The 12840-nt window shown below is 58.4% G+C and carries 14 protein-coding genes, 1 tRNA gene and 1 pseudogene; 9 read left to right on the top strand and 7 right to left on the bottom strand.

Annotation, left to right across the window (positions count from 1 at the left end; all coding sequences use genetic code 11):
- The first annotated feature begins 117 nt into the window (after window positions 1-117).
- The 7 genes and pseudogenes from rpmF (at window position 118) to ACT2B1_RS08670 (ending at window position 4742) form a co-directional block, all read left to right on the top strand.
- A complete protein-coding gene (rpmF, locus tag ACT2B1_RS08700) occupies window positions 118-324 on the top strand; it encodes a 50S ribosomal protein L32 (RefSeq protein WP_481668954.1) in 207 nt (68 codons plus the stop codon).
- Between the two features lie 24 nt (window positions 325-348).
- Window positions 349-1438, top strand: a pseudogene (gene plsX / locus ACT2B1_RS08695) (phosphate acyltransferase PlsX).
- A 21-nt stretch (window positions 1439-1459) separates the two neighbouring features.
- Window positions 1460-2431: a beta-ketoacyl-ACP synthase III gene (locus ACT2B1_RS08690; RefSeq protein WP_171126589.1), complete on the top strand. Its 972-nt coding sequence runs from the start codon at window positions 1460-1462 to the stop codon at window positions 2429-2431.
- Window positions 2432-2527: 96 nt separating this feature from the next.
- A complete protein-coding gene (ihfA, locus tag ACT2B1_RS08685) occupies window positions 2528-2830 on the top strand; it encodes an integration host factor subunit alpha (protein WP_008755922.1) in 303 nt (100 codons plus the stop codon).
- 18 nt (window positions 2831-2848) lie between these two features.
- Complete coding sequence (locus tag ACT2B1_RS08680; protein WP_171122280.1) at window positions 2849-3463, top strand: MerR family transcriptional regulator; 615 nt, start codon at window positions 2849-2851, stop codon at window positions 3461-3463.
- A gap of 61 nt (window positions 3464-3524) precedes the next feature.
- Window positions 3525-3601, top strand: a tRNA-Pro gene (locus tag ACT2B1_RS08675).
- A gap of 61 nt (window positions 3602-3662) precedes the next feature.
- Complete coding sequence (locus tag ACT2B1_RS08670) at window positions 3663-4742, top strand: 2'-deoxycytidine 5'-triphosphate deaminase (protein WP_171212720.1); 1080 nt, start codon at window positions 3663-3665, stop codon at window positions 4740-4742.
- Here ACT2B1_RS08670 and ACT2B1_RS08665 read toward each other — a convergent pair.
- The 6 genes from ACT2B1_RS08665 to argS all read right to left on the bottom strand — a co-directional run bounded on the left by ACT2B1_RS08665 (window position 4739) and on the right by argS (window position 10381).
- On the bottom strand, window positions 4739-4981 hold the full coding sequence (locus ACT2B1_RS08665; RefSeq protein ID WP_171240633.1) for a hypothetical protein: 243 nt from the start codon (window positions 4979-4981) through the stop codon (window positions 4739-4741). The two genes, ACT2B1_RS08670 and ACT2B1_RS08665, sit on opposite strands and share 4 nt — an antisense overlap.
- Before the next feature lie 64 nt (window positions 4982-5045).
- The gene (scpB, locus tag ACT2B1_RS08660; RefSeq protein ID WP_171122275.1) at window positions 5046-5702 is read right to left on the bottom strand and encodes an SMC-Scp complex subunit ScpB; all 657 of its coding nucleotides are present in this window, start codon (window positions 5700-5702) and stop codon (window positions 5046-5048) included.
- The gene (locus ACT2B1_RS08655; RefSeq protein WP_171126585.1) at window positions 5695-6489 is read right to left on the bottom strand and encodes a segregation and condensation protein A; all 795 of its coding nucleotides are present in this window, start codon (window positions 6487-6489) and stop codon (window positions 5695-5697) included. The genes scpB and ACT2B1_RS08655 overlap by 8 nt, the downstream gene beginning before the upstream one ends.
- A complete protein-coding gene (gene nagZ, locus ACT2B1_RS08650; RefSeq protein WP_171240631.1) occupies window positions 6479-7486 on the bottom strand; it encodes a beta-N-acetylhexosaminidase in 1008 nt (335 codons plus the stop codon). The genes ACT2B1_RS08655 and nagZ overlap by 11 nt, the downstream gene beginning before the upstream one ends.
- Window positions 7483-8547 carry an SPOR domain-containing protein gene (locus ACT2B1_RS08645; RefSeq protein WP_481668953.1) on the bottom strand — a complete coding sequence of 355 codons (1065 nt, stop codon included), beginning with the start codon at window positions 8545-8547 and terminating at the stop codon, window positions 7483-7485. The genes nagZ and ACT2B1_RS08645 overlap by 4 nt, the downstream gene beginning before the upstream one ends.
- Before the next feature lie 88 nt (window positions 8548-8635).
- Entirely contained in the window at window positions 8636-10381 is a 1746-nt protein-coding gene (gene argS, locus ACT2B1_RS08640) for an arginine--tRNA ligase (protein WP_481668952.1), read from the bottom strand.
- A gap of 132 nt (window positions 10382-10513) precedes the next feature.
- On the opposite strand from argS, the gene ACT2B1_RS08635 reads away from it, so the two are divergent.
- Window positions 10514-11065, top strand: coding sequence for a putative pterin-binding protein (locus ACT2B1_RS08635; RefSeq protein WP_171240628.1), 552 nt, complete (start codon window positions 10514-10516; stop codon window positions 11063-11065).
- On the opposite strand, the gene ACT2B1_RS08630 is transcribed toward ACT2B1_RS08635, so the two are convergent.
- Complete coding sequence (locus ACT2B1_RS08630) at window positions 11047-12219, bottom strand: deoxyguanosinetriphosphate triphosphohydrolase (protein ID WP_481668951.1); 1173 nt, start codon at window positions 12217-12219, stop codon at window positions 11047-11049. The two genes, ACT2B1_RS08635 and ACT2B1_RS08630, sit on opposite strands and share 19 nt — an antisense overlap.
- 76 nt (window positions 12220-12295) lie before the next feature.
- On the opposite strand from ACT2B1_RS08630, the gene ACT2B1_RS08625 reads away from it, so the two are divergent.
- Window positions 12296-12619, top strand: coding sequence for a HesB/IscA family protein (locus tag ACT2B1_RS08625; RefSeq protein WP_171122261.1), 324 nt, complete (start codon window positions 12296-12298; stop codon window positions 12617-12619).
- Window positions 12620-12840 lie beyond the last annotated feature (221 nt).

Here is a 12840-nt window from a genome sequence, read left to right as displayed (position 1 = left end):
TTGGGTTGGACATTGCGGGGCTCGTCCCCTAAACGCGCGTCAAACCACGAGAAAAACGAAGAATGAAACCCGGCCCACAGCGAATCTGTTGGCCCTTAGTAGACAAAGGTTGAGACCATGGCTGTCCAACAGAACAAAGTTTCCAAGTCGCGCCGCAACAACCGCCGCGCACATGACGCTCTGGTTGCTGCAAACCCGAACGAATGCCCCAACTGTGGTGAGCTGAAGCGCCCGCACCACGTCTGTGCGTCCTGCGGCCGCTATGATGACCGTGAAGTCGTCGCTCAGGCCGACGAAATCGACCTGGACGAAGACGCGGCCTAAGCCTTTCTTAGTGCAGGCCAAGGCATGACAGATAAGCCCAAGCACGCCGGACGGATTACCATTTCGGTTGACGCAATGGGCGGAGATTTCGGGGCCTGCCACAGTTGTGGCAGGTATTGCGCAATCAGCGAACAAGAACCCCGACATTGCCTTCATCCTGCACGGGCCCGAAGCCCTGCTGCGCAAACTTGTCGCCAAACGACGTGTCCTGAATGGGCGCGTCGTTTTTCGTGATTGCCCCGATGTGGTCACGATGGAAGACAAGCCTAGTCAGGTTGTTCGCAACGGCAAGCAGACCTCGATGTGGTCGACGCTGGAATCAGTCCGTCTGGGCGAGGCGCATGGCGCCGTGTCCTGCGGCAATACCGGCGCGCTTATGGCCCTATCCATGATGCGGCTTCGCAAACTGCCGGGCGTGAACCGTCCGGCGATTGCGATTCTGTGGCCTTCTCGCAACCCGCAGGGCTTTAACGTGATGCTGGATGTCGGCGCAGATGTACGCGCCGACGCCAAGGACCTGCTTCAATACGCGCTGATGGGCGCGTCCTATGCCCGCAACGGCATGGCGTTGGAACGACCACGCATCGGATTGCTCAACGTCGGAACGGAAGAGCACAAAGGCCGCGCCGAATTGAAAGAAGCGCATTCGATGATCGCGGACTTCGCGGATCAGGCCAGCTTTGACTTTGTGGGCTTTGTCGAGGGCAGTGACATTCCCGGAGATAAGGCGGATGTCGTTGTAACCGATGGGTTTACCGGCAACGTCGCCATCAAAACCGGAGAGGGCACCGCTAGCCTGATCGGTGACCTGCTGCGCGAGGCGTTCAAGTACTCTCCGTTGTCCCGCCTGGCCTCTGTGCTTGCAATCACTTCGCTGAATCGCCTCAAAAAGCGTATCGACCCGCGCCGTGTGAATGGCGGAGTTTTTCTGGGTCTGAACGGGACAGTGGTCAAGTCACATGGCGGCGCTGACGCGACAGGGGTGTCAGCGGCGGTAAAACTGGCTTTCACCTTGGCCCAATCGGGGTTTGCTGAAAAATTGGCGGCACGGGTTGCATCCACAGCCGAGCTTGCACAAGATGCCGCGCACGCACCGCCGAAAGCGGGCGAATAACAAAAAAGGCAGTACCTCAGGATGGCAGGCCGTTCAGTTGTAGTTGGTGTCGGACATTATTTGCCAGAGCGCATTGTTCCGAATTCCGAGTTTGAAAAGACGCTCGATACGACGGATGAGTGGATCAGAACCCGCTCGGGTATCGAACGGCGCCACTTTGCCGCAGACGATGAAACAACGTCGGATATGGCAACCAAGGCCGCCGAAGCTGCGCTGGCAGACGCCGGCCTTACGGCTGATGACATTGATGCCATCGTTCTGGCAACTTCGACGTCGGACCTGACCTTCCCTTCTGCCGCCACCATGGTGCAGTCGCGACTGGGTATGACCAGGGGTTTCGCCTTTGACGTTCAGGCCGTGTGCGCCGGGTTTGTCTATGCCCTGACCAACGCCAACGCCCTGATTCTGTCGGAACAGGCCAAGCGCGTGCTGGTCATCGGGGCCGAGACATTTTCGCGCATCATGGACTGGACTGACCGATCGACCTGCGTGTTGTTTGGCGACGGTGCAGGCGCGCTGATCCTGGAGCGTCAGGAAGGCAACGGAACCTCGGACGACCGGGGCATTCTGGCCACCGATCTAAACTCTGACGGGCGCTACAAGGACCTGCTTTATGTCGATGGCGGTGTTTCCACTCAAACCACCGGCTTTCTGCGGATGAAGGGTAACCAGCTATTCCGCCAAGCTGTTGAACGTTTGACGTCAACTGCCGAAAATTGCTTGGAAAAAGCCGGTTTAGGTCATGAGGATGTGGACTGGATCGTCCCTCATCAGGCAAATATCCGCATCATTCAGGGCACCGCCAAGAAGCTGGGCGTTCCGATGGATCATGTCGTTGTTACGCTTCAGGACCACGGCAATACTTCGGCCGCTTCGATTCCGCTTGCGATGTCAGTGGCAAAGCAACGCGGTCAGTTCAAACCGGGCGATCTGCTTGTGACTGAGGCAATCGGTGGTGGATTGGCATGGGGTTCAGTCATCCTGCGGTGGTAACAGGCGCAAAACGGCTTACACACACGACTGCAATTCATTGATATTGACAGTGAATTTGCCCTGACCCTATGCTTTACCATCAATAGGGGAATAGGCATGGGCGACAAAACACTGACCCGAATGGATCTGAGCGAGGCCGTCTTTCGAGAAGTTGGCCTTTCACGCAACGAAAGCGCGCAACTGGTTGAAAGCGTTCTAAACCATATGTCCGACGCGCTTGTGCGTGGTGAGCAGGTCAAGATTTCGTCGTTCGGCACGTTCAGTGTGCGCGACAAAACTGCCCGTATCGGCCGCAACCCCAAAACCGGTGAAGAAGTTCCAATTCAGCCGCGCCGCGTGCTGACCTTCCGCCCGTCGCACCTGATGAAGGATCGCGTCGCCGCAGGAAACCGTAAATAAGATCAGGACAGCAGGGTCATGAGCAAGTCCCCAGACGCCTTTCGCACAATCAGTGAAGTTGCGGATTGGCTGGGTGTGCAAGCTCATGTGCTGCGATTCTGGGAAAGCCGTTTCAGCCAGGTAAAACCGGTAAAGCGCGCAGGTGGTCGTCGGTACTATCGTCCGAATGACATGCGGCTGCTTGGTGGTATCAAGAAACTGCTGCATGAGGATGGCATTACCATCAAAGGCGTTCAGCGCATCCTTCGGGAACAAGGTATAGCGCATGTCGCTTCGCTGTCGCAGGGTCTCGACGAAACGGCACAACCCGATCCGATCGCTGACAATAACGTTGTTGTTCCATTTGCAACCAAGCCAGCCCCTGCCCAAGAGCAGATTACGCTGGATCTGGAGGCGGCCAAGCCACCTGAACCTGCGCGACCGGAACCGGCTCCGGTCGTCGAAACATCACAAAATGACGCCCCTCAGCAATCCGAACCAGAATATCTGGATGAAGCACCGCTGATGGGGGGCATTGCGACTCAGGCGTGGAACAGAACGGATTTCGACGACAGTCTGTTGCGCCAAATCGCACCGGTCGCCAAAGAGCTGCGGGCCGTGCTGGATCGAATTGAAAACCGATCGGCGGGATAAGAAAAAAGGCGATGATTTCCTCTTGCCCCTGCCGGGAAAGTCTTTATGAACACCCCAACGTCGGGCTATGGCGCAGCCTGGTAGCGCGTCCGTCTGGGGGACGGAAGGTCGCAGGTTCGAGTCCTGCTAGCCCGACCAAATCACACCGACGTTTATGGCAGACAGGCCAGATCCCGCTCTGGCAACAGGGTGGATCGGAATGACAGGCGTATGTCCAAACCAGCAGATCGAAGGCATGATTGCGCGCGGTGAGATTACCGCCGAGCCCGCGATCATCGACCCGCAGGTGCAGCCGGCCAGCCTGGACTTGCGCCTGGGAACAGTGGCTTACCGCGTACGCGCATCCTTTCTGGCGGGCGAAGGACGCTCAGTCGCCGACCGTTTGGCCGAGTTCGAGATGCACCGGATTGATATCAGCCATGGCGCGGTTCTGGAAAAGGGCTGCGTTTATCTTGTTCCGTTGATGGAATCACTTGCCCTGCCCGACAGCATAACCGCAGTCGCCAATGCCAAAAGCTCGACCGGGCGACTGGACTTGTTGACCCGCACCATCACCGATGGCGGGACCGAGTTTGACCGGGTGCCCGCAGGGTATTCTGGCCCCTTGTATGCCGAAATCTGCCCCCGCTCGTTCTCGGTTCTTGTACGGCCGGGTATGCGGTTGAACCAGATTCGCTTCCGCGAGGGTCAAGCGGTGCTGAGCGACGCGGAACTGACCGCACTGCACAACGACTCGCCCCTTGTCGATGGGCCTGCCGTCATTCAGGACGGGTTGGGTTTTTCGGTCGATCTGCAACTGCCGGACACCGATCTGGTCGGCTATCGCGCCAAACCGCATACTGGTGTGATCGACCTTGACCGGATTGGAGAATACGACCCACAGGAATACTGGGAGGAGGTGCGTACCACCGATGGCCGCATCATCCTTGATCCCGGTGCGTTCTACATTCTGGTCAGCCGCGAGGCGGTTCATATTCCGCCCATGTACGCTGCGGAAATGGCCCCTTACCTGGCCATGGTTGGCGAATTCCGCGTGCATTATGCTGGTTTCTTCGATCCCGGGTTCGGACATGCCGCTGCTGGCGGCGCGGGATCGCGCGGCGTTCTGGAAGTGCGCTGCCACGAAGCCCCCTTCGTGCTGGAGCACGGGCAGGTTGTCGGACGGCTGGTGTATGAGAAAATGGCCGAAATGCCCACTCAGCTTTATGGAGCGGGTATCGCCTCAAACTATCAGGGACAGGGCCTGAAACTGTCCAAGCATTTCAAAGCAGTCAGCTAGAACTTTATGAAACGGCGCATCTGACGGGTCATCCGCTGCGCCTGCTTCATATTCTGTTTCTGCCGATTGGCGTTCTGCTGCATGTGACGGTCAGCCGTTGGGTCAGCTTTGGCGTTTGGCTGTTTTCCGGATTGGCGCCCCACACGACCTGCCATGTCAAAGCCTTTGTCCACACCCTTACTGACAAGGCGGCGCATAACCTGACGCACAATCATGTCGATCAGTCGATTGGCATTCATCGCTTAACTCCGTCTTCCAGATCCGAACATAATCCTTTGGCGCCGCGACAAAAGGGACGCTCGATCACTCTTCCTCGAACAGTTCGGTCTGATCTTCGTCATCTTCGCCATCCTGCCCTTCCCCCAAGGGCATTGCACCCGGTGGTGGTCGGTTTTCCAGAAGGCCCGCAGCGCGCAATTCCTTGAGCCCTGGCAGATCGCGCGCATTCTCCAGACCGAAGTGGTCCAAGAATTGCGGGGTCACAACAAAGGTCACCGGACGCCCGGGGGTCATGCGGCGACGGCCCAGCCTGATCCACTCCATCTCAAGCAACTGATCAATGGTGCCGCGTGAAACGGAAACACCACGGATTTCCTCAATCTCGGCCCGTGTACAGGGTTGATGATACGCGACAATCGCCAATGTCTCGATCGCGGCACGGCTGAGTTTCCGCGTCTCGACCGTTTCCTTTTGCATCAGGAAACCTAAATCGGGCGCGGTGCGAATCGCCCAAGCCTCGCCCACACGGACCACGCGGACACCGCGCCCTTCGTATCGTTTATGCAGCAGTTCAACAGCTTGCGCCGCGTCGCTGCCATGGGGCATCCGGGCCTCAAGATCGGCAATCGTCACCGGTTCGGCGCTGGCGAACAGCACAGCCTCGACCATCCGCTCCTGTTCGGCCAACGGAGGGGCCTCGAACAGGGTGCCGGTGCCTTCGTCTTCGGGGGCGTCAGTCACGTGTTTCGGTCCTTTTACGCAGGTGGATCGGAGCAAAGGTCTCGCTTTGCTTGATCTCCATATGTCCTTCTTTCACCAGCTCCAGCGAGGCCGCAAAAGTCGCAGCCGTGGCCGAGCGTCGGCGCACTGGATCCGCATCCCAGCCATCGGGCAGGTAGGTTTCCATATCCGTCCATGTCCCGGCAAAACCGATCAGCGGGCGCATCCGTTCCAGCGCCTGCTCCATCGTGAAGACGGCGTCGCGGTCCATGACAAAGGGGCGGAACTCATCCCGAGTGCGGATACGGGCATATCCCTGCATCAGATCCAACAGCGTGGCCGAGTAGGTCACGGTACGGATACGCGTGATATCCTCGCCCTGCCCGCGTTTGAAGAAATCGCGCCCCAGTTGGTCCCGCGCCATCAGACGGGCGGCGGCGTCGCGCATCGCTTGCAGGCGTTCCAGTTGGAAAGCCAGATGGGCGGCCAGTTCCTCGCCCGACGGTCCTTCGTCATCCGGGTCGGGTGGCAGTAAAAGGCGGGATTTCAGAAAGGCCAACCACGCTGCCATGACCAGATAGTCCGCCGCCAGCTCGATACGCAGCGCACGCGCCTTTTCGACAAAGGCCAAGTACTGCTGCGCAAGAGCCAGAACCGAGATCTTCCGAAGATCAACCTTTTGCGTCCGCGACAGGGTCAGCAAGACATCCAACGGGCCTTCAAACCCGTCGACATCAACGATCAGGGCTTCGGCCGCAAGGCGATCCGCGACCGAGACCGGGTCTTCGCTGAAAAGGTTATCGTTCATACACCTGCCCGCCCATTAGGGCAGATAGTTCAGCCTCAGCCGCAGGGATGTCAAGTTCCGCTGGCTTCTGCCGCATCGACAGCGCCTTTTCCGCGCGGGATTGTGCCCGGTCGGTCATGTCTCCGGCGGCCTCCAGTACGCGTGCCCGGGCGTCGAACGATCCGTTGCAATGCAGAACCACGTCGCACCCTGCGTCCAGCGCCTGACGCGCGATATCCTCTGGCGCGCCGCTCAGAGCTTTCATCGAGATGTCGTCGGTCATGATCAGCCCGTCAAAGCCAATTCGGTCGCGGATCAGTTGGATCATCACGGATGAAATCGTCGCTGGCTGGGGATCAATCTGATCATATACCAAATGAGCGGTCATACCCATCGGCAGGTCGTTCAAAGCGCGGAACGGGGCAAAGTCGTCGCGGTTCAACTCATCCAAAGGCAAATCCACGTGGGGCAGATCATGATGGCTGTCCATGGTTGAAAGACCATGGCCGGGCATATGCTTGATCACTGGAAGCACACCACCATCAAGATGCCCTTTGGCGACGGCGCGCCCAATTCTAGAAACCTGATCCGGATCGGAACCATAGCAGCGGTTTTGCAGGAAAGGATGAGTGTCCTCGCGCGCCAGATCGACCATAGGGGCACAGTTGCTGTCGATCCCCAGCTCGAATAATTCCTGCGCGATCAGCCGATACCGCAGATACATCGCACTCTCGGCCTTTTCGCCAGAACGTGTGGTGTGATCCAGTGGCGGCATCCATTCGCGGGCGATTGGGCTCCGCAGGCGCTGCACGCGGCCACCTTCCTGATCAATGGTAATAGGACAATTGCGGCCCACCGCCTCTCGGAAGTCGTCACATAGGGCGCGTACCTGATCAGCCGTGTCGATATTGCGGGCGAACAAAATGAACCCAAACGGGTTCATCTCGCGGAACAGGCTTTTTTCTTCATCCGACAGGCGCAGGCCTTCTGCGTCAGTGATTGCAGCGCCAAACGTCAACGAGCGGCAACCGGGATGCAGTCAGCGCCTTCCGCCTGGAGGGCCGCGCAGAATTGACGCGAGTCGCTCAGGTCATCGAACCCCAATACACGAAGCCGGTAAAAGGTGCGCCCACCGCTTGAGGTTTTCTGTATAACACGCTGTTTTCCTGCCATATATTCGCCAAATCGGCCGTTCAGACGATCCCATTCGGTGCGGGCCACATCAGAACTTTCATATGCACCAAGCTGGGCAAGGCGCGTTCCCTTTGACAGTGCGTCGGGGTCCACATCCAGACCAACCGCCGCTTTGACGGCTGCGTTGATTGCGTTCTCGGTTGTACTGTTCGGTGTAATCGCCGCCGGTGTCGTTCGCGCCGGGCGCGTAATCGGGCGCAGCGAACGCCGGACGCCGGGCAAGGCCGCCAATTCCGGGTCGGGTAGCTGCGCCACCAGATCGGCAGGGTCAATCGCAGGCTCTTCTTCCGGGATAACCAACGATGCCAGTTGCACGCCCTGCTCTGCCGGGGTGTCGGTTGCGGTATTTTCATCTGCAAGTTCTGCAACCAACGCGTCCACCGCGCTCTGGCGCATTTGGGCAGCTTCCTGATCAGAAATCTCTTCCTCAACCAGATGCACGGCTTTGGTCGGCTTCAACGCTTCGACCGGTGTGTCTTCATCAGCTAGCGAAACCGGGCGCGGAGCAAGGATCAGTCGATCCGCAGGCGGTGCAGCCGTTCCAACCGCGGCAACAGCATTAACGGCCAACCCCTGATGATCCGCCGGAGTTCCGCCGGGGTTTTCAGGTTGAATCCTCATTGGCCCTTCCAGAGCGCGCACAACGGGCACACCACTCACGTCCCGCATTACAAGCTTGTAACCCCAGATGCCGATACCTGCGACCAAAGCCAGCGACGCGACTGCGCCCAGCGTATTTACGATACGCCCCAACCCCGCTGTCTGCGGTGCCGCTTCATATTCCAGCATGTCATCGGAATATTCGGACCCATCCTGAGGATGCGGTTGATTCGTGTAATGCATCTGCTCGGGGCGCATTTGCCCCGAGTAATCGTAATTCGCCATGTCCGCCTCACTGCCCGTTTCGCGCCAGAAAATAAGGCGCGCGGGTCATTTCTTGCCTACCTCGTACCGGCGGTTCGGGCGATATTTGTTACCGCATCTCCTGCGCCGGAGTAACGCCAAGAATACCCAAGCCCGCTGAAATCACAACAGAAACGGAACGGGCGAGTGCGATTTTTGACTGACTTGTGTCAACATCGCCATCCTGAATGAACCGAAGCTGAGTTTCGTCGTTCCCCTTGTTCCACAAAGCGTGAAAATCCCCAGCTAATTCATACAGATAGAAGGCAACGCGGTGCGGTTCGTTGGTTCGCGCGGCAATTTTGACCAGACGTGGCCATTCGGCCAGCTTCTTGGCAACAGTCAATTCCGAAGCATGATCAATCTTGCTCAGGTCCGCGCCTGCAAGGGCGGTATCATCGGCGTCAATCCCGGCCTCAGCCGCGCGACGCAGAACGCTCATGACGCGGGCATGGGCATATTGCACGTAGAACACCGGGTTCTCACGGCTCTGTTCCAGCACCTTGTCGAAATCGAAATCCAAAGGCGCGTCGTTCTTGCGGGTCAGCATGACAAACCGGGTCACATCCGGCCCTACCTGATCGACCACGTCGCGCAGGGTCACAAAGTTCCCTGCCCGTTTGGACATCTTGAACGGCTCGCCATTCCTCCACAGCTTCACCAACTGCGTCAGCTTGATATCCAGCGGTACCTTGCCATCGGACAGCGCTGAAACGGCGGCCTTCATACGTTTGACATAGCCGCCGTGATCCGCGCCAAACACGTCGATCAGTGCGTCAAAGCCCCGGCTCACCTTGTCATAGTGATAGGCAATATCGGGGGCGAAATAGGTCCACGAGCCGTCCGATTTTTTAACCGGGCGGTCAACGTCGTCGCCATGTTCGGTCGATTTGAACAGGGTCTGCTCGCGCGGCTCCCAATCCTCGGGCTTTTTGCCCTTGGGCGGCTCCAGAACGCCTTCATAGATCAGGCCCTTGTCGGTCAGCGCTTGCAGCGCAGATTCAATCCGGCCCGTGCCATAGAGCGACTTTTCCGAGAAGAACACGTCCATCTCAACGCCCAGCGCCTTCAGATCTGCGCGGATCAGGTCCATCATCGCGTCGGTGGCAAAGTTGCGCAGATCGTCCAGCCATTCGCTCTCGGGCTTGTCGATCAGGCTATCGCCGTATTTCTCTTTCAGCGCTTCACCGATCGGGATCAGATAGTCGCCGGGGTATAGCCCCTCGGCGATCTCGGGGCTCAGGCCATTGGCCTCGCGATACCGCTCATAAGCGGACCGTGCCAGCACATCCACCTGCGCGCCACCGTCGTTAATGTAATATTCGCGTGTCACCTCATGACCCGAATAGGCCAGCAAACTCGCCAAGGCATCGCCGAACACCGCACCCCGCGTATGACCCACGTGCAGCGGGCCGGTCGGGTTGGCCGAGACATATTCTACGTTCACCTTCTGCCCGGCCCCCATGGTCGAGCGGCCATAGTCAACACCCTTTTCAAGCACAGCAGCAAGCACGCCCTGCCAAACCGAAGATGCAAGCCGCAGGTTCAGGAAACCCGGCCCGGCCACCTCGGCACTGGTGATCCGATCGTCGGCTGCCAGTTTCCCGGCCAACACCTCGGCAATGTCGCGCGGCTTCATCTTGGCCGGTTTCGCCAGCACCATCGCCGCGTTCGTGGCCATATCGCCATGCGCCGCATCACGCGGAGGTTCAACCGCCACGTTGTCGAAGTTCAACCCCTCGGGCAGAGCACCTTCGGACTGCATCTGCGCCAGCGCGTCCAACACAAGGCCGCGGATCTCGGAAAACAGGTTCATTTCGGATGTCCTTTTGCTTGCCCGGCGGTTTATCACGCAACACAGCAAGGTCAATGGATGCCTAAAGTTTGACCTTGGTTTGGACGCAATCCTCGCTACAGTCGGCCCGAAACGCCCAATCGGAGTCCATTCATGCGCCTTGCATTGCCCCTGACCCTGCTTTTGTCCTCAGCTCTGCCCGCCTTGGCCGAGATGCCAGCACCCCAAGGTCATGTGCTGGTGACACTGGGCGGCGCAGTAAGCGAAACAAACCTGCCCGCCCGGGGCGAAAACGACGGCGGCCTTCTTGGGTTTCTTGAAGTGACCCATGATGGGGCTGCAGGCTTTGATGCCGCCTTGCTGGACAGCCTGCCTCAGGTCAAGATCTCCATCCCCTACGGCGCGCCCGAACATCAGCGCGACTTTACCTTCAGTGGCCCCCTGTTGTCAGAGGTCATGACAATGGCTGGGGCCGAAGGCAAAACCGCACGCCCCATGGCGATGGACGGGTATCAGGCGGAAATCCCGTGGGACAGCATTTCGACTTACCAACCCATATTGGCCACCCACGCCGATGGCGCACCGATGGGCATTGGCGGATACGGCCCCACCATGATCGTATTCCCGCCTTCACAGAACCAGGACGTCGCCGACGAGCAAGCCGGTCAACAGGTCTGGGCATTGGCTTACATCGAGGTTGAGTGAGCCGCAGTCAAAGGTTTACCCGTCAGCCGTGCATGATCCTGAATCGCAAACCGGTCCGTCATTCCTGCGATGTAATCTGACACGATCCGCGCCAGAGAGGTCTCATCAGCCGCAGCCTCGATATCTGCATGCCATCGTTCGGGCATCTGCTTGGGGTCGTTCAGGTAAATTGGGAACAGTTCTTCTACAATCCGGCTGACTTCGGCGCGCACCTCCATCACCGAAGGCGCTCGATACATTCGGGTGAACAAAAACGCCCGGATTTCTTTCAACTGCGCCCATAGCCCGTCCGAGAACCGGACAACTGGGCGGCCCAGATCGCGAATTTCTTCCACGGACTGCGCCCCTGACTCGGCAATCAACATTGCAGAGGTGTCGATGACGTCCGACACCATCACGCCAAACACACGCCGCAAAGCCTGATGCCTGCGCCGGTAGGGATCAAGCGCTGGGTATTTGCGATCGACCCCGGCATAACACTCACCCACGATTGGCAGGCATTGTATTTCCTCATCGGTGAACAAGTCAGCCCGCAGGCCATCCAACAGGTCATGGTTGTTATAGGCGATATCGTCCGAAAGGGCGGCTACTTGTGCTTCGGCGCTGGCGTGGGTGTGCAGTTCCAGATCGAACGCCTCAGTGCATTCAGCCAACGCCCAGGGCAACGCGCCCGATACGGGGCCGTTGTGCTTTGCGATCCCCTCCAACGTCTCCCACGTCAGGTTACAACCATCGAACTCGGCATAATGCCGTTCCAATTTGGTGACGATCCGAATGGCCTGCGCATTGTGATCAAACCCGCCATAAGGCTGCATGATCGCGTGCAATGCGTCCTCACCCGTATGCCCAAACGGAGTGTGACCCAGATCATGGGCCAAAGCCACTGCTTCGGTCAGTTCCGGGTTCAACGCCAAAGCCCCGGCAATGGTCCGCGCCACCTGCGCGACTTCAATGGAATGCGTCAATCGCGTGCGATAGCTATCCCCTTCATGCTCAACGAAAACCTGCGTTTTGTGTTTAAGCCGTCGAAACGCGCTAGCGTGAATGATCCTGTCCCGATCCCGCTGAAAGCACGACCGGAAACTGCTTTCTTCCTCTGGCACCAGACGCCCTCGTGCGCGCGCTGGGTCAGATGCAAAACCTGCTCTTTCCAAAGGTCTTGTCCTTGTCGCCTGCCATTGCGTTTTCTATATGGTAGAGTGAGAAAGAAATAAACCTTTGGAGTGCGGCATGAATTTGCCCCCAACAGTCACTGAACGCGCCTTTGAACGTCTGGCCGAAATCGGCGCCGCCGATCAAGGACAAGCTTTACGCGTCGCGGTGGAAGGCGGCGGCTGTTCCGGGTTCCAATACGAAATTGCACTGGATGAGCCGAAGGATGACGACCTCATCCTTGAAGGCAAAGGTCAGAAGGTCATCGTTGATTCTGTTTCTCTGCCGTTTCTGGAAAACGCCGTCATAGATTTTACCCAGGAACTGATCGGCGCGCGGTTTGTAATCGACAATCCCAACGCAACTTCATCATGTGGCTGTGGTACGTCTTTTTCGATGTAGTCGCCGGTGGGGGCTTTGCCCCCACACCCCCAGGATATTTTCAACCAGATGAAGCAGGGATCCGCTCTCCGACCCTTCCGCCGGAGAGCTTCACCTGGCGCGGCCATCGGCGTCCCCGCCTGTTCCGCACGGCACTAATCGCAGAAATTGGTTAACGATCCGTTTCTTCATCTGGCTTAAAATATCCCGGAGCGCGAGGCAGAGCCTCGCATCCCTCGCCC

Source organism: Ruegeria sp. S263, assembly GCF_056780525.1.
This window is presented reverse-complemented; position numbering and strand designations above follow the sequence as displayed.

Coding starts and splice junctions, on each gene's coding strand:
- rpmF (WP_481668954.1), top strand. CDS start 118: ATGGCTGTCCAACAGAACAAAGTTTCCAAGTCGCGCCGCAACAACCGC.
- ACT2B1_RS08690 (WP_171126589.1), top strand. CDS start 1,460: ATGGCAGGCCGTTCAGTTGTAGTTGGTGTCGGACATTATTTGCCAGAG.
- ihfA (WP_008755922.1), top strand. CDS start 2,528: ATGGGCGACAAAACACTGACCCGAATGGATCTGAGCGAGGCCGTCTTT.
- ACT2B1_RS08680 (WP_171122280.1), top strand. CDS start 2,849: ATGAGCAAGTCCCCAGACGCCTTTCGCACAATCAGTGAAGTTGCGGAT.
- ACT2B1_RS08670 (WP_171212720.1), top strand. CDS start 3,663: ATGACAGGCGTATGTCCAAACCAGCAGATCGAAGGCATGATTGCGCGC.
- ACT2B1_RS08665 (WP_171240633.1), bottom strand. CDS start 4,981: ATGAATGCCAATCGACTGATCGACATGATTGTGCGTCAGGTTATGCGC.
- ACT2B1_RS08655 (WP_171126585.1), bottom strand. CDS start 6,489: ATGAACGATAACCTTTTCAGCGAAGACCCGGTCTCGGTCGCGGATCGC.
- ACT2B1_RS08645 (WP_481668953.1), bottom strand. CDS start 8,547: ATGGCGAATTACGATTACTCGGGGCAAATGCGCCCCGAGCAGATGCAT.
- argS (WP_481668952.1), bottom strand. CDS start 10,381: ATGAACCTGTTTTCCGAGATCCGCGGCCTTGTGTTGGACGCGCTGGCG.
- ACT2B1_RS08635 (WP_171240628.1), top strand. CDS start 10,514: ATGCGCCTTGCATTGCCCCTGACCCTGCTTTTGTCCTCAGCTCTGCCC.
- ACT2B1_RS08625 (WP_171122261.1), top strand. CDS start 12,296: ATGAATTTGCCCCCAACAGTCACTGAACGCGCCTTTGAACGTCTGGCC.